Annotated in this window: 15 protein-coding genes; 8 read left to right on the top strand and 7 right to left on the bottom strand. The window is 65.6% G+C overall.

Annotated elements, in window-relative coordinates; all coding sequences use genetic code 11:
* Positions 1–7: 7 nt before the first annotated feature.
* The 8 genes from AC27VE_RS15655 to AC27VE_RS15620 all read left to right on the top strand — a co-directional run bounded on the left by AC27VE_RS15655 (position 8) and on the right by AC27VE_RS15620 (position 7,218).
* Entirely contained in the window at positions 8–478 is a 471-nt protein-coding gene (locus AC27VE_RS15655) for a DNA polymerase III subunit chi (protein WP_488704382.1), read from the top strand.
* Between the two features lie 59 nt (positions 479–537).
* The gene (locus tag AC27VE_RS15650; protein ID WP_488704381.1) at positions 538–924 is read left to right on the top strand and encodes a hypothetical protein; all 387 of its coding nucleotides are present in this window, start codon (positions 538–540) and stop codon (positions 922–924) included.
* 132 nt (positions 925–1,056) lie between these two features.
* Positions 1,057–1,767, top strand: coding sequence for a Bax inhibitor-1/YccA family protein (locus AC27VE_RS15645; RefSeq protein WP_006223844.1), 711 nt, complete (start codon positions 1,057–1,059; stop codon positions 1,765–1,767).
* Between the two features lie 73 nt (positions 1,768–1,840).
* A complete protein-coding gene (locus AC27VE_RS15640) occupies positions 1,841–2,758 on the top strand; it encodes an aldo/keto reductase (RefSeq protein WP_488704380.1) in 918 nt (305 codons plus the stop codon).
* Positions 2,759–2,762: 4 nt separating this feature from the next.
* A complete protein-coding gene (locus AC27VE_RS15635; RefSeq protein ID WP_488704379.1) occupies positions 2,763–4,055 on the top strand; it encodes an NTP/NDP exchange transporter in 1,293 nt (430 codons plus the stop codon).
* 90 nt (positions 4,056–4,145) lie between these two features.
* Complete coding sequence (locus AC27VE_RS15630) at positions 4,146–5,102, top strand: Bug family tripartite tricarboxylate transporter substrate binding protein (protein WP_427957231.1); 957 nt, start codon at positions 4,146–4,148, stop codon at positions 5,100–5,102.
* A gap of 31 nt (positions 5,103–5,133) precedes the next feature.
* The gene (locus AC27VE_RS15625; protein ID WP_488704378.1) at positions 5,134–6,114 is read left to right on the top strand and encodes a M14 family metallopeptidase; all 981 of its coding nucleotides are present in this window, start codon (positions 5,134–5,136) and stop codon (positions 6,112–6,114) included.
* Between the two features lie 3 nt (positions 6,115–6,117).
* The gene (locus AC27VE_RS15620; RefSeq protein WP_488704377.1) at positions 6,118–7,218 is read left to right on the top strand and encodes a pyridoxal-phosphate dependent enzyme; all 1,101 of its coding nucleotides are present in this window, start codon (positions 6,118–6,120) and stop codon (positions 7,216–7,218) included.
* Between the two features lie 35 nt (positions 7,219–7,253).
* Here the strand turns inward: AC27VE_RS15620 and AC27VE_RS15615 are convergent, their stop codons facing one another.
* From AC27VE_RS15615 to AC27VE_RS15585, 7 genes are all read right to left on the bottom strand, one after another.
* Positions 7,254–8,162 (bottom strand): LysR family transcriptional regulator, encoded by a 909-nt coding sequence (locus tag AC27VE_RS15615; RefSeq protein WP_488704376.1) that lies wholly within the window; start codon positions 8,160–8,162, stop codon positions 7,254–7,256.
* Positions 8,163–8,180: 18 nt separating this feature from the next.
* A complete protein-coding gene (gene recO, locus AC27VE_RS15610; RefSeq protein ID WP_310032924.1) occupies positions 8,181–8,768 on the bottom strand; it encodes a DNA repair protein RecO in 588 nt (195 codons plus the stop codon).
* Positions 8,761–9,651 (bottom strand): GTPase Era, encoded by an 891-nt coding sequence (gene era / locus AC27VE_RS15605; protein WP_315132361.1) that lies wholly within the window; start codon positions 9,649–9,651, stop codon positions 8,761–8,763. The genes recO and era overlap by 8 nt, the downstream gene beginning before the upstream one ends.
* On the bottom strand, positions 9,648–10,409 hold the full coding sequence (gene rnc / locus AC27VE_RS15600; RefSeq protein WP_035212790.1) for a ribonuclease III: 762 nt from the start codon (positions 10,407–10,409) through the stop codon (positions 9,648–9,650). Before rnc ends, era begins: the two co-directional genes overlap by 4 nt.
* A 2-nt stretch (positions 10,410–10,411) precedes the next feature.
* Positions 10,412–11,296 carry a signal peptidase I gene (lepB, locus tag AC27VE_RS15595; RefSeq protein ID WP_315132364.1) on the bottom strand — a complete coding sequence of 295 codons (885 nt, stop codon included), beginning with the start codon at positions 11,294–11,296 and terminating at the stop codon, positions 10,412–10,414.
* Positions 11,297–11,319: 23 nt separating this feature from the next.
* Positions 11,320–13,113 (bottom strand): translation elongation factor 4, encoded by a 1,794-nt coding sequence (gene lepA / locus AC27VE_RS15590; RefSeq protein WP_315132366.1) that lies wholly within the window; start codon positions 13,111–13,113, stop codon positions 11,320–11,322.
* 264 nt (positions 13,114–13,377) lie between these two features.
* Complete coding sequence (locus AC27VE_RS15585) at positions 13,378–14,796, bottom strand: DegQ family serine endoprotease (RefSeq protein ID WP_488704396.1); 1,419 nt, start codon at positions 14,794–14,796, stop codon at positions 13,378–13,380.
* Positions 14,797–14,864 lie beyond the last annotated feature (68 nt).

The raw sequence follows: 14,864 nt of genomic DNA, 5'->3' as shown, positions 1-14,864 counted from the left end.
ACCGGGCATGACGCGGATCGATTTCGCCTTCGGCGCGCCCGACCGCCTGCGCACGGCTTGCCAGGTCGTGCGCAAGCGCGTCCTGGCCGGCCAACGGCTGGTGGTGTACTGTAGAGACGGTTCCCGCCTAGCTGCTTTTGACCGCATGCTGTGGGCGTTCGACGATACGTCGTTCGTGCCGCACGTGCTGGCCAATGACCCGCTGGCGCCTGAAACGCCGGTGGTGCTGACGGCAGGCGACCCGCAGCAAGCCGCGCAGGCGGCGCGGCCGGCGGATGGCGGCGACCAGCCCTTGCCCTGGTTGCTGAATCTGGACAACGAGTGCCCGCCGAGCTTTGACGCCTTCGAGCGCCTGCTTGAAATCGTGTCGGATGACCCTGACGACAAGCAGGCGGCGCGCCAACGCTGGCGCGTCTACCTGAACGCCGGCCATACGCCGCAAAGCCACGACCTCAGCCGCCAGCCGTCCGGCGACTGAACGCCCTGCCCGCCCTGGCGGGCCCTGCCGCCCCGCCCATCGATATTCGGAAAGCCCCCATGCCTACTCGCCCCAACGATCCCGGCATCCCCACCCTGACCCAGCGAGCCGAGCCGACGCTCTACCCCCTGCCGGGCGACGAGGCGGACGCGCCCTTGCTCACGGAATTGGCCGATGACGCCGATCCTGCGTTCGACGACGATGCGTTTCCCCTCTTGACCGAGGTTGCCCACGAGCAGGAGGCCGAAGCCGACGCCCAGGCGCAAGCCGAGGCAGCTGTGGCTGCCCTGCCCGATCCCACCGTCCTGACGGCCCGCCTGCAGGCCGAGGTCGAGCAATTGATGCGCCAGGCGCTGGCGCAAGCCATCGAGCAGATTCAAAGCCGCATGGATGCCGAATTACCGGGTATCGTTGCCCGTGTGCTGAAAGATGTCAGGCCGGGTTGAACCGGCTGGCGGCGGGCGTCCGGCAACCGGTCTAAATCTTCCAAAAACTGGATTCTTCAGGGAACTGTAAGGTATCCTTCCCATCTAAGCCTTCTAGGCAATCACTATTTTTGCCGTACACAGGAGTTCTCCATGAACGAATATCGTCCGTCCCCTTTTAACCGTTCCGGTGCAGTTGCCGGCGCGCCGGGCGAGGTCGCTCGCAACCAGGTCCTGCGCAACACCTACTGGCTCTTGGCGCTGTCGCTGATCCCCACGGTCCTGGGCGCCGCTGTCGGCCTCTACACCGGCATCAACCGCGTCATGGGCGCAAGCCCCGGCCTGTCCGCCATCGTGTTCCTGGTGGGCGCGTTCGGCTTGATGTTCGCCATCGAGAAGAACAAGAACAACTCGATGGGCGTGGTGCTGCTGCTGGCCTTCACGTTCTTCATGGGCGTCATGCTGTCGCGCCTGCTCGGCTTCGTGATGGGCTTCAGCAACGGCTCGCAACTGGTCATGACGGCCTTCGGCGGCACGGCAATCGTGTTCGGCACGATGGCCACGCTGGCCACGACCATCAAGCGCGATCTGTCCGGGATGCAGAAGTTCCTGTTCATCGGCGCCGTGGTCATCCTGATCGCCGCGCTGGCGAACATCTTCCTGCAACTGCCCGCGCTGATGCTGACCATCTCGGTCATGGCCATCCTGGTCTTCTCGGCCTTCATGCTGGTTGACCTGCAACGCGTAGTCAACGGCGGCGAAACCAACTACGTGTCCGCCACGCTGGCCATCTACCTGGACGTCTACAACGTCTTCTCGAACCTGCTGATGCTGCTGGGCATCTTCGGCGGCAACCGCGAGTAAGCACCGGTCGAAAGACCCCTGCAAAAGGCCTACATTCGCGTGTAGGCCTTTTTTCTTTGGAGCGCCCCTCGTCATGCACGACCGCCGCCGATTTCTTCAGACCGCCGCCTGCGCCGCCTTGCTGGGATCCGCCGGCACGGCCCGCGCGCTCAGCGTCAAACAGTCCATGCTAAGCCGCGCCATCCCCGCCTCGGGCGACCTGATCCCCGTCATCGGCCTGGGTACGGCAGACACCTTCAACGTTTCGCCCGGCGACACGGCGGCGATGGAGCCGCTGGCGCAAGTGCTGGACATCTTCACCCAGGAAGGGGGCTTCCTCATCGATACCGCCCCCAGCTATGGGCAGGCCGAAGCGGTTGTCGGCTCGCTGCTGGCCCGGCACGGTGGCATGCGTGACCGGTATTTCCTGGCGACCAAGATCGGGGCCCAGGGCCGCGAATCCGCCATGAACCAGGTGCGGCAGTCGCAAAAGCAACTGGGCAGCGACAAACTCGATCTGATCCAGGTGCACAACCTGATCGACACCCGCAACCAACTGGCGCTGCTGCGCGAACTCAAGCAGCAAGGCGTCACCCGCCACATCGGGATCACGCACTACACCGACTCCGCGCACGACGAACTGACCGAACTGGTCGAACGCGAAAAGCCCGACTTCCTTCAGGTCAATCTGTCGGTGGGCGCGCGCAATGCTGAAAAGCGCCTGCTGCCCGCCTGCCAGGCCAACGGCGTCGCGGTGCTGATCAACCGCCCGTTCCAGGACGGCGCGCTGTTCCGGCAGGTCAAGGGCCGCGCCCTGCCGGCACTCGCCGCCGAGATCGACTGCACGAGCTGGGCGCAGATTTTCCTGAAATTCGTCATCGGCCATCCGGCCGTCACGGCCGTCATCCCCGCCACGTCAAAACCCGCCAACATGGTCGACAACGCGCGGGCCGGGTTCGGGCGCCTGCCGGACGCCGCCCTGCGCGAACGCATCGCCGCCTTGCTGGTCTAGCGCCATGGCTGCCGCCGCCCCCTCCTCCCTGCGCGAACGCGCGGCGCGGGCGCTGGGCATCCACGGCGAGGAAATCGCGCCTGCCGCCTGCGGTTTCGCCTTTTTCTTCTTCCTGTTCTGCGGCTATTTCATGCTGCGGCCGATCCGCGAGACCATGGGCATCCAGGCGGGCGTGAACCAGCTGCAATGGCTATTCACCGCCACCTTCGTCGCCACGCTGGCCGTGGTGCCGCTGTTCGGCTGGCTCTCGGCACGCGTGCCGCGCGCCACCCTGCTGACCTGGGTCTACAGCGTCTTCGCCCTGACCATGGCGGGCTTCGCCGCCCTGCTTCATCTGCGGCCAGACAGCATCTGGGCGGCACGCGCGTTCTACGTCTGGCTGTCCGTGTTCAACCTGTTCGTGGTCTCTATCGCCTGGAGCCTGATGGCCGACGTGTTCCGCATGGAATCGGCCAAACGCCTGTTCGCGTTGATCGCCGCGGGCGCCAGCGCGGGCGGGCTGTGCGGCCCGTTGCTGGGCGCCTTGCTGGCGGGCAGCCTGGGGCCGGCCGGACTGCTCCTCTTGTCGGCGCTATTGCTAACGGCCACGCTGCCGCTCAAACAATGGCTGCTGCGCTGGCGCGCCGCCACGCGCACTGAAACCGGCCTGGAGGACATGCGGCATCCCATCGAAGGCACCGTCCTGGCCGGCATTTCGCGCATTTTCCGCTCGCGCTACCTGCTGGGCATTTCCTTGCTGGTCGTGCTGCTGGCCACCCTCAATACGTTTTTGTACATGGAGCAGGCGCGGCTGGTGGCCGACACGTTTGCCGACACGGCCCAACGCATCCGCGTCTTCAGCGCGCTGGATTTCACCGTCCAGACGCTGGCGCTGTTGTCGCAGGTCTTCATCACGGGCCGGGTCGCCGCCCGCCTCGGCCTACGCTTCCTGTTGACGGCGGTGCCCCTGGCCGTGGGCCTGTCGTTCCTGGCGCTGGCCGCGTTTCCTGTGTTCGGGGTGCTGGCGGCCGCGATGATCCTGCGCCGCGCCGGGGAATACGCCCTGATCCGGCCCGGGCGCGAAATGCTGTTCACGGCGGTGCCCCCCGAAGACAAGTACAAGACCAAGAGCGTCATCGACACCGTGGTCTACCGCGGCGGAGACGCGGCCAGCGGGTGGGTCAAGGCGGGCGTCGACATGCTGGGCTATGGCGCGGCGCTGATCGCGCTGCTGGGTGCGGCGGTCGCCCTGGGCGCGGCCGCCGTGGGCTACGGCCTGGGTAAGCAGGCCGACGCGCGCAAGCCCGACGACCATTAGTTTTTACTGAACATCCATCTGATCAAGGCAAACGGATTCTCCCGGCGGCGCCCCCACAATGGCGCAGCTCTCAACGCCTCGGGAATCGTCATGAAACGCACTGCCTGCCTTGCCGCCCTGTTGCTTTGCCTTGCCGCCCCTTCCGCGCAAGCCGACTATCCCGAGCGCGCGATCACACTGATCGTGCCGGCCGCCGCCGGGGGCAACGCGGACATCACCGCTCGCCTGATCGGCCAGGAAATGAGCCGCCAGCTTGGCCAGCCCGTGGTGGTGGAAAACCGCGTCGGCGCAGGCGGCCGCATCGGCACCCAGGCCGTAGTGCGCGCCCCGGCCGACGGCTACACCATCGGCTATGCCCACGTCGGCACGCTGGTGCTGCACCGGTTCCTGTTCAAGCAACAGCTCTACAACCTGGACCGCGACGTGACGCCCATCGGCCTGGTGGCCGAAACCCCGAACGTGATCGTGGTGAATGCCGCCTCGCCCTATCGCGACCTCAAGAGCTTCATCGACGCCAGCCGCGCCCAGCCCGACCGCCTGACCATGACATCGGCGGATCCCGGCACGACCAGCGAAGTGGGCGTGAAACTTTTCATTGCCCAGACCGGCGCCGCCGTTCGCCAGATTCCCTACAAGGCGACGGCCGCACAACTGTCGGACCTGCTGGGCGGCCACGTCGACGCCATGATGGAGAACCTGCCGCCCTTGATCGGCAACCTGAAGGACGGGCGCCTGCGCGCACTCGCCGTCACGACCAAAGCCCGCGCGGCCTCCAACCCCGACGTGCCCACGGTGGCCGAACAGGGCTATCCCGATTACGAGCAGTCCGCCTGGAGCGCGCTGATCGCGCCCGCCGGCACCCCGCCCGCCGCCGTTGCCCGCCTGAATGCCGCGCTGAACCAGGCGCTGCGCTCGGAGAACGTCGAGAAGGAATTGCGCAGCCGTTCCCAGGAACCGCTGGGCGGCACGCCCCAGGACGTCCAGACCCAGATTCGCAAGGAACTGCCCAAATGGGAAAGCATCATCAAGGCCGCCACGCTGGATTGACCTCGATGAACACAGATACTGGAGCCGCCGCATGGTCAGCGTGAGCCGAGAGGATTTCTCCGTCGCCGCCGCCACCAACGAATCGGCCTATCGCCGCATCACGATCCCCATGTTGCGGATCGAGGCGGGTCCCGGGCCCGCCGTTGCGCTGATCGCCGGCGTGCATGGCGATGAATGGGAAGGCCAGGCGGCCATCCTGGACTTGTGGCACCACCTGCCGGTCGTTCTGCAACGCGGTACGGTCTACCTGCTGCCCGCCGTCAATGCCGAGGCCTCGCTGGCCGGCACGCGGCTGTCGCCCGCCGACGGCGGCAACCTGAACCGCGCCTTTTTGGGCGCGCCGGCGCGCGGCTACACCGAAAGCGTGGCGGCCGCGCTGGAAGCCCGGCTGCTGCCTCGCGTGCAGGCCATGGTGGACGTGCACAGCGGCGGCGCATCGCTGCGCTACCTGCCGTCATCGGTCATCACGCGCTACGGCGACGACGCCTACGACGAACGCCTGCCCGCCCTGGCGCGCGCCTTCGGCCTGCCGCATTGCGTGTTCTTCCGCGGCAACGAAGCGGGCTCCCTGCCCGCCGCGGCCAGCCGCCATGGCGTCTTGCGCCTGAGCGCCGAGATCGGCGGCGGCAGGGAAACCAGTAGCAACCTGGCCGACCGGTGCCGCGATGGCCTGCTGGGTTGTCTGGGTGAACTGGGCTTGCTGTCGGACCTTCCCCTGCCACGTCATCCGAACATCCGGCTCTATGACCTGGATGCGCCCGCCGCCACGCTACGCGCGGGCGAACCCGGCGTGTTCGTGCCCGGCGTTGAATTGGGGCAATCGGTCACAGCCGGCCAGCGAATCGGACGCCTGATCGAACCGGCTCGCCCCGATACGCCCCTGCGCCCCTTGCTCAGCCCCCAGGCGGGCACGATCGTCTGCCTGCGCGCCATCGCCCGCAGCGACGACGGCGACTGCCTCCTGCAAGTCGCGCCCGCCCTCCCCCTGGACTCCCTTGCCTCGAAGTATTGACCCATGCTGATGAACCCGAGATTGTCCGCCCTGCGTTGCATCCGCTGCGCGAGCCTGTGGTCGCCCGACGACTATCCCGAAGGCTGCCCAAGCTGCCTGGCGACGGGCCATCCCGCGACCCTGGAGTGTTGCTACGACCCCGCTGACGAGAACAGCGCCATTCCCTTGCCCGTGCTGGCGCCCATCACGTTGGGTGAAGGCGGCACGCCGACCCTGGAAGCCATGGACCTGGCGCGTGCGGAAGGCGTCGGGCAGCTTTGGCTCAAATGCGAAAGCGCCAATCCCACCGGCAGCCACAAGGACCGTATGGCGGCCCAATTGGTGTCACGCGCACGCCTGGCGGGCGCAACCCGCGTGGCGGCAGCTTCCAGCGGCAACGCCGGCGTTTCGCTGGCCGCCTATTGCGCGGCGGCCGGATTGCAGGCCGATATCGCCATCACCCGCAACTGCCCGCCCCTGCAGCGCGAGGCCATGCAGCGCTTCGGCGCCAAGCTCAGCGCCTTCGAGGACAGCCTGGCCCGCTGGCCGTACGTGTCGGACCTGTGCCGCAACCACGGCGCATTCGCGGGCACCAACTACCTGAATCCCCCGGTCGGCACGCACCCCTACGGCGTGGAAGGCTACAAGCCGATCGCCCAGGAGATCCTGGACGCCTGCGGCGCGCCCACCGACATCATCGTGCCCACGGCACGTGGCGACTTGTTGTGGGGAATCTTCCTGGGCTGGCAGCACCTGCTGGACAGCGGACGTATCGCGCGCCTGCCGCGCCTGCACGCGGTCGAACCCTACGCCCGCCTGTCGCGCGCCCGCGCCGCAGGCGATGCGCGCGGCCTGTGGGAAGGCATAACGGACCAGTACTCCATCGCAGGCGGCACATGCACGCTGCAATCGCTGGAGGCCCTGTCCCGCTCCGGTGGTACGCCGATCGAGGTCTCCGACGCCGCCGCTGCCCAGGCGCAGCAACGGCTTGAGCGCCGAGGGCTCAGCACGGAACTGTCTTCGGCCGCCGCGCTGGCAGCCGTGTCCCGGCTCAGGCGTTCGGGCGTGCTGGATGCGGAATCATCGGTGGTGCTGATGGTGACGTCCGACGGACGCCGCGGCTGAGCCCGCGCGAAGTCTGGTTTGGCCCGGCCTGTGCCCTAAACGCCGAAGCGGTCCACCAGCGGGGCCAGCGCGCCGCGCAGGCAGGTCGCCCAGAATTTGCCGGCCTCGGACAAGGGCCGGCTGCCATGCAGGATCATGTGGCATTCGAAATGCACGGGGGCCGTCAGCGGGCGATAACACAAGCCTGCGGCCTCCATGCCCACTGCCGTCGCGGGGTTGGCGATGCCCACGCCATGCCCTGCCAGCGCCAGTTGGCAGACCGTAGTGGAGTACGGGGTTTCAATCGCCACTCGCAAGCTCAGCCCCGCCTCGCGCAGCAGGGAATCCAGCCGCTTGCGTGAGCCGTCCTCCGCATTCAGGACGATCATGTCCAGATCAATCAGATGCGGAAAATCCACCTGCTCCAGGCGCGCCAGCCCATTCGCCGCCGGAAAGACGGCGACCGCCCGCAAGCTGGCCAGCCGGTGGCCGCGCAGCCCTTCCAGCTCCGACTCGTCGGCCACCACGGCCAGGTCGAGCTCGCCCGACACCACCATGTCACGCAAGGTATTGGAATCGCGGATCTGCAGATACAAGGGCGTATCGGGGTAGCGCGTGCGGAAACGCGAGATCGCGTCGCTGACGACCGCGCCGCTGTAGGCATGGATGCAACCGATGCGCAGCCTGGGCTGGGCCGCCCCGCGGATCGCGCGGATCTTGCGTCCGAGGCTTTCCAGGCCGACGTTCAAGCGGCGAATTTCCTCGTACAGCAGCGTGGCTTCCGGCGTGCGCTGCATGCGCTGGCGCACCCGCTCGAACAGTCGCAGCTCGATGCTGGCTTCAAGCGCCGCCAAGGTGGCGCTGACCGTCGCGGGCGACACGTCCAGCCGCCGGGCAGCGGCAGTGACGCTTTCCGTCTCGTAGACGGTGCGAAAGGTTTCGACCTGCTTTAGCGTGAAGGTCATGGTCGGGGCGCCGCGCGCTCAGATGCGTTGCAGATCCATCAGCACGCGGCGGGTGGACAGCGGACGGCCAGCCAGGATTTCGGCCAGGCGCTCGCGCAAGTCGCGGCGCAGCGCGGGCTCGATCACAGGGTCTTCGAAGTCGGGCGCGTCTTCATCCACGCCATAACCGGTTTCGCGCAGCAAGGTCCATTCGAACCGGCGCAGGGCGCCTGCGGCACGGGTTCCGTTGGATAGCTGCTGCAAGGCCATGTCGTAGGCATCGAAAAGCAGGGGGTGGGCGTCCTCGCGCGGAAGCAAACGCAGGAGCAGTTCGTTCATGTACCAGGCCGACATCAAGGCGGTGCCCGTCAGCGGACGGATGCCGGCAATCTCGGCGCGGGTCAGGGTCTTGACCTCGCCATTGCCGGTCCAGGACAGCAGCAGGGGCTGAAAGGCCGACAACACGGGACGCAAAACGGAATACGGGCGCTTGGCGCCCTTGGCGACCATGGCCACACAGCCATGATCGCGGGAGAACGTCTGAACAATAAGGGAAGTCTCACGCCACGCGGTGGCGTGCAGCATAAACCCCGGGCGATCCTGGACGCGAGGCGCCCGTCTACTCATAGCCCAGATCGCGGAGCGCACTCTCGCGGTCGGACCAGCCCTTGCGCACCTTGATGTAGACCTCAAGGTGCACGGGCTTGTCCAGCAGCTTGGCGATGTCCTGCCGCGCCTCCGTGGCAATACGCTTCATGTGCATGCCGCCCGTGCCCAGCAAGATGGGCTTGTGGCTGTCGCGTTCGACCACGACGCAGGCATTGATGCTGGCGCCCTTGCTGGTCTCTTCCCATTGCTCGATGACGACGGTACAGCCGTAGGGCAGTTCGTCGCCCACCAGGCGGAAGATCTTCTCGCGCACCAGTTCGGCGGCGATGAAGCGCATGGGGCGGTCGGTCAGCGTGTCTTCTTCGAACATCGCCTCGCCTTCCGGCAGGCGGGTCGCGATCTCTTGCAGCAGCTGATCCAGCTGCTGGTTCTTGGTGGCGCTGACGGGCACCACGGCGCCGAACGGATGCAGCGCCATGATCTTGGCCACGAAGGCGAACAGGTCGTCGCGGTTCTTCAGCGCGTCGATCTTGGAGACGACGAGGATGGTGCGCTCGGGGTTCGGCAACAGCGGCAGCAGCTTGGCGTCGCCTTCCGACCATTTACCGGCTTCCACCACATGCACCACCACGTCGACGTCGGCCAGCGCCTGCGTCACGACGCGGTTCATCATGCGGTTCATCGCGCCGCCATGGCGCGTCTGGAAACCCGGGGTATCGACAAACACGAACTGCTCGTGCTCGCGCGTCAGTACGCCATGGATGCGATGGCGCGTGGTCTGCGCCTTGCGCGACACGATGGAGATCTTGGAACCGATCAGGGCGTTCGTCAGCGTGGACTTGCCCACATTGGGGCGGCCAACGATGGCAACGAAGCCGGTACGAAAAGGGGTATCGCTCATTTAGTCTCTTGAGCCACTGCCACGGGCAGCGACAATTGCGCGGTTTTGCGCGCCTTGCCCGACTTGCGGGCAGCCTTGGTCGCCGGGCTGATGGCCAACGCGGCCTCCAACGCCAGCTTGGCCGCCGATTGCTCGGCGGCGCGGCGGCTGGCGCCGGGCGCCATAACCTTGATCTCGAGCGCCGGGATGGCACACTCGACTTCGAACTGCTGGCTGTGGGCCGCGCCATGCGTGGCCACCACCGTGTACAACGGCAGCGCCAGCTTGCGGCCTTGCAGGAATTCCTGCAGCAAGGTCTTGGCGTCCTTGCCCAGCGTTTTGGGGTCGACCGAGGCCAGTACCGGCTGGTACTGGCGCACGATCACGCGACGGGCGGCATCAAATCCCGCGTCCAGGAAGACGGCGCCGAACAGCGCCTCGACCGTGTCCGCAAGAATGGATGGCCGGCGGAATCCGCCGCTCTTCAATTCACCTTCGCCCAGGCGCAGGTATTGCGACAGTTCCAGGCGCTGCGCGATATCCGCCAGCGAGGCCTGCTTGACCAGATTGGCCCGCAGCCGCGACAGATCGCCTTCATCGATTTTGGAATACCGCTCGAACAGCATGGCCGCAACGACGAAGTTCAGCACGGAATCCCCAAGGAATTCCAATCGCTCGTTATGGCGCGCACCATGACTGCGATGCGTCAGTGCCTGTTCAAGCAAGGCTGGATCACCGAAGTGGTGATCCAGGCGGTTTTCTAGCGTGGCTAGCGACATAATCAGTTGAACCGGCCAATGCGGCTGAGATCGCTGAAATTCATCCAGATGAAGAACGCGCGTCCGACGATATTGGATTCAGGTACGAAGCCCCAGTATCGGCTGTCTGCGCTGTTGTCCCGATTATCGCCCATGGCGAAATAACTGCCTTCAGGTACTTTGCAGCGTACCCCATTGCGGCTGTATTGGCAGTTTTCCCGGTTGGGAAATTGCCACATCGGCGAATAATCCTGCGGCTTGTTCTCATCAAGCAGGATTTTGTGCTCAACGTCGCCCAACTTCTCTTTATATTGTGCGATATACGAGACACGGTCCGGCTCAAAATAGTCGCCGTCGCGTACATGCGGCACCAATTCGCCGTTCACGTACAGTTTTTTGTCCAAGTAGGCGATCTCGTCGCCCGGCAGGCCGACCACGCGCTTGATGTAGTCCACGTCCGGATCCACCGGGTAGCGGAACACGAAAACGTCGCCGCGCTGCGGCTTGCCGACCTCGACGACCTTTTTGTCGATCACGGGCAGGCGCAAGCCGTAGCTGAACTTGTTCACCAGGATCAGGTCGCCGGACTGCAGCGTGGGCAGCATCGAACCCGACGGGATCCGGAACGGCTCCACCACGAACGAACGCAGCATGAAGACGAACAGGATGACGGGAAAGAAGCTGACGGCGTACTCGATCCACCACGGCACGCGCCGCGCGGCATCACCGGCTTCGCGGCGCAGGCGTTCGGCTTCCTGAGCGTCTCCGACCAGGGCCGCGTCGTACTGCGCCATTGCCGCTTGCGCGCGGGCTTCGCGACCCCGTCGCAGCACCGCCAGATCAAGCACCCAGATAATGCCGGTCAGGACCAGCAGAACAAACAGGATCAGGGCAAAGTTCCAACTCATCAGCTAACCGCCTTCTTTTGGTTCTACTTGTCTTCCACTTGCAGGATGGCCAGGAACGCCTCCTGCGGAATTTCCACGCTACCCACCTGCTTCATGCGCTTCTTGCCGGCCTTCTGCTTTTCCAGCAGCTTCTTCTTGCGCGAGATGTCGCCGCCGTAGCACTTGGCCAGCACGTTCTTGCGCAATGCCTTCACGTTTTCACGCGCGATGATTTCCGCGCCGATGGCAGCCTGGATGACCACGTCGAACATCTGGCGCGGGATCAGTCCGCGCATGCGGGTCACGACGTCGCGGGCGCGATGGCGCGCATTGCTGCGGTGGACAATCACGGCCAGCGCGTCCACGCGGTCGTTGTTGATCAGCAGGTCCACGCGCACCACGTCGGCCGAGCGGTATTCCAGGAACTCGTAGTCCATCGAGGCATAGCCGCGCGACACCGACTTCAGCTTGTCGAAGAAGTCCAGCACGATCTCGGCCAGCGGGATCTCGTACACCAGGTGGACCTGGCGGCCGTGATAGCTCATGTTGACCTGCGAGCCGCGCTTGTTGTTGCACAGCGTCATGACCGGACCGACGTAGTCCTGCGGCATGAACAGCGTGACCTTCACGATGGGCTCGCGGATGTCCTGGATCTTGCCCACTTCGGGCATGCGCGACGGGCTTTCCACGGTGATCACGGAGCCATCGCGCTGCTCGACTTCATACACCACCGACGGCGCGGTGGTGATGATGTCCATGTCGAATTCGCGCTCCAGGCGTTCCTGCACGATTTCCATGTGCAAGAGACCCAGGAAGCCGCAGCGGAAGCCGAAGCCCAGCGCCTGCGAGACTTCCGGTTCGAACATCAGCGCCGCGTCGTTCAGCTTCAACTTGTCGAGCGAATCGCGCAGCTGGTCGTATTCGGAGCTTTCCACCGGATACAGGCCGGCGAACACCTGCGGCTTGACTTCCTTGAAGCCGGGCAGCGCGCTGGCGGCAGGCTTGTTGGCCAGCGTGACCGTATCGCCCACCTTGGCGTCTTCCAGCTGCTTGATGCCAGCGATGATGAAGCCCACCTCGCCCGCCGACAGATGCGGACGCTGCTGCGACTTCGGCGTGAACACGCCGGTCTGCTCGCACAAGTGGGTGGCGCCGGAGGCCATCAGCAGGATCTTGTCCTTGGGCTTGAGCACGCCATTGATGATGCGCACCAGCATGACGACGCCCACGTAGTTGTCGAACCACGAGTCGATGACCAGCGCTTGCAGCGGCGCGTCGGGATCGCCCTTGGGCGCCGGCACGCGGGCCACGATGGTTTCCAGGATCTCGTCGATGCCCATGCCCGTCTTGGCGCTGGCCAGCACGGCCTCGGAGGCGTCGATGCCGATCACGTCTTCGACTTCCTGGCGCGCGCCGTCCGGATCGGCCTGCGGCAGGTCCATCTTGTTCAGCACCGGCACCACTTCCACGCCCAGCTCGATGGCGGTGTAGCAGTTGGCGACCGTCTGCGCTTCCACGCCCTGGGAGGCATCCACCACCAGCAGCGCGCCTTCGCATGCCGACAGCGAGCGGCTGACTTCATACGAGAAGTCCACGTGCCCCGGGGTGTCGATCAGGTTCAGGTTGTAGGTCTTTCCATCCTTCGCCTTGTAATGCAGGGCAGCGGTCTGGGCCTTGATGGTGATGCCGCGCTCGCGTTCGATTTCCATGGAATCGAGCACCTGCGCCGACATTTCGCGATCCGCCAATCCACCGCAGCGCTGGATCAGGCGATCGGCCAGGGTCGATTTGCCATGATCGATGTGGGCAATGATGGAGAAGTTGCGAATATGCTGCATGCTTGAAATTATAAGGGACGGAACACTCGGCACATGGCCGGAAGACACCGCCGCCGGAGTACGCACGGCTGACGTGAGGGGTGCTGCGGGCCGCCGGTGGGCTGCTGGTTGGCTGCTGGTAGGCTGCTGGTCGGCCAATAACCCGGGCAAAAACGAGGGGGCGCCAGGCGCCCCCTCTTGCGGCAACCAGCCATTTTAGCTGGTCTTGGGGTTTTTTTTCTGCCGCCGGGCCACCCCGGGGCAAAAAGCACCCCACTCAGGGCTTTACTTCGAGGCCGGAACCGCCACCCACTGCGTCTGATCGCCGCGGCGGACCAGCAAACCTGCGGCACGGGCCTTGTCCAGCTTGCCCACCAGTTCGGCGAATTGCTTGGCGCCGGTGACGTCAGTGTCGTTCAAGGCCAACACAATGTCGCCTTCCTGCAGGCCCGCCTTGGCGGCCGCGCCTTCGGCGACCTTCACCTGGACGCCGCCCTTGATGCGCAGCTTTTTCTGCACGTCGGCGGGCACATCCACCACGCCCAGGCCCAGCGCGTTGGTGACTTCAGGCGCCGGAGCCGGCTTCTTGCCCGCCGCCGCGGCCTTCTCGGTCGGGATTTCACCGACCTTGACCGACAGCGTCAGGCTCTTGCCCTTGCGCCACACTTCCATGTCGGCGCGCGTGCCCGGCTTGGTTTCGCCCACGATGCGCGGCAGGTCGGACCAGCGCTTGATCGGCTCGTTGTTGAACTTCAGGATCACGTCGCCCGGCTGCACGCCCGCTTGCTCGGCAGGGCCTTCGGCTTCCACGCTGCTGACCAGCGCGCCTTCTGCCTTGGGCAGGCCGATGGCTTCGGCCACGTCCTTGCCCACTTCGCCGATCTGCACGCCGACACGGCCGCGGGTCACCTTGCCCGTGGCGCGCAACTGGTCCACCACCCGCATCGCTTCATCGATCGGGATGGCCAGCGAAATGCCCATGAAGCCGCCGCTGCGGGAAATGATCTGGGAGTTGATGCCCACGACTTCGCCGTCCAGGTTGATCAGCGGGCCGCCCGAGTTGCCGGGGTTCACGGCCACGTCGGTCTGGATGAACGGCAGGTATTCGCCCGTATCGCGGCCAATCGCGCTGACGATGCCGGAGGTCACGGTGGAATCCAGGCCGAACGGCGAACCGATGGCCAGCACCCACTGCCCTTTCTTCAACTTCTTGGGGTCGCCGATGACCAGCGGGATCATTTCCTTGGCTTCGATCTTGATCAGCGCCACGTCCGTGCGCTCGTCGGTGCCGATGACCTTGGCCTTGAACTCGCGGCCGTCGGTCAACGTGACGTAGATGTCCGTCGCATCGACCACCACGTGGTTGTTGGTCAGGATGAAGCCGTCTTCCGAAATGAAGAAGCCCGAGCCCACGCCACGCGGCACGGTGCGCTCTTCGGGCTGCGAAGGCTGCGGGCGCTGACGCGGGGTCGGGGATTGGCCGCCCGGGCCCGGGGGCTGGAAGTCGGGGCCGAAGAACCAGCGGAACAATTCGTAGGGGTCGCCGCCGCCGCCACCAGGGCCGGGGCCACGCACCGGCACGGTGGCCGTGGTGCGGATGTTCACGACCGCGGGGTCAGCCTTTTCAACAATGCCCGTGAAGTCGGGCAACGCCACGGTGGGCGTCTGCGCCGCCGAAGCGGGGACATACGCGGCGGACATCATCACGCTTGCCGCCACAACCGTCAGAAAGCGCCGGAAATAAGCGTTCGACACCGTCATTGCTTTCATAA

The organism is Achromobacter sp. 18P8.1.1, assembly GCF_057799415.1.
Note: the sequence above shows the minus strand (reverse complement) of the source record. Positions and strands in the feature narration are given on the sequence as shown.

What these genes read in the sequence shown, in the direction of transcription:
- lepA (WP_315132366.1), bottom strand. Translation starts at nt 13,113, where the DNA reads ATGCAGCATATTCGCAACTTCTCCATCATTGCCCACATCGATCATGGC.
- era (WP_315132361.1), bottom strand. Translation starts at nt 9,651, where the DNA reads ATGAGCGATACCCCTTTTCGTACCGGCTTCGTTGCCATCGTTGGCCGC.
- AC27VE_RS15620 (WP_488704377.1), top strand. Translation starts at nt 6,118, where the DNA reads ATGCTGATGAACCCGAGATTGTCCGCCCTGCGTTGCATCCGCTGCGCG.
- AC27VE_RS15655 (WP_488704382.1), top strand. Translation starts at nt 8, where the DNA reads ATGACGCGGATCGATTTCGCCTTCGGCGCGCCCGACCGCCTGCGCACG.
- recO (WP_310032924.1), bottom strand. Translation starts at nt 8,768, where the DNA reads ATGAGTAGACGGGCGCCTCGCGTCCAGGATCGCCCGGGGTTTATGCTG.
- AC27VE_RS15635 (WP_488704379.1), top strand. Translation starts at nt 2,763, where the DNA reads ATGGCTGCCGCCGCCCCCTCCTCCCTGCGCGAACGCGCGGCGCGGGCG.
- AC27VE_RS15640 (WP_488704380.1), top strand. Translation starts at nt 1,841, where the DNA reads ATGCACGACCGCCGCCGATTTCTTCAGACCGCCGCCTGCGCCGCCTTG.
- AC27VE_RS15585 (WP_488704396.1), bottom strand. Translation starts at nt 14,796, where the DNA reads ATGATGTCCGCCGCGTATGTCCCCGCTTCGGCGGCGCAGACGCCCACC.
- rnc (WP_035212790.1), bottom strand. Translation starts at nt 10,409, where the DNA reads ATGTCGCTAGCCACGCTAGAAAACCGCCTGGATCACCACTTCGGTGAT.
- lepB (WP_315132364.1), bottom strand. Translation starts at nt 11,296, where the DNA reads ATGAGTTGGAACTTTGCCCTGATCCTGTTTGTTCTGCTGGTCCTGACC.
- AC27VE_RS15645 (WP_006223844.1), top strand. Translation starts at nt 1,057, where the DNA reads ATGAACGAATATCGTCCGTCCCCTTTTAACCGTTCCGGTGCAGTTGCC.
- AC27VE_RS15625 (WP_488704378.1), top strand. Translation starts at nt 5,134, where the DNA reads ATGGTCAGCGTGAGCCGAGAGGATTTCTCCGTCGCCGCCGCCACCAAC.
- AC27VE_RS15615 (WP_488704376.1), bottom strand. Translation starts at nt 8,162, where the DNA reads ATGACCTTCACGCTAAAGCAGGTCGAAACCTTTCGCACCGTCTACGAG.
- AC27VE_RS15630 (WP_427957231.1), top strand. Translation starts at nt 4,146, where the DNA reads ATGAAACGCACTGCCTGCCTTGCCGCCCTGTTGCTTTGCCTTGCCGCC.
- AC27VE_RS15650 (WP_488704381.1), top strand. Translation starts at nt 538, where the DNA reads ATGCCTACTCGCCCCAACGATCCCGGCATCCCCACCCTGACCCAGCGA.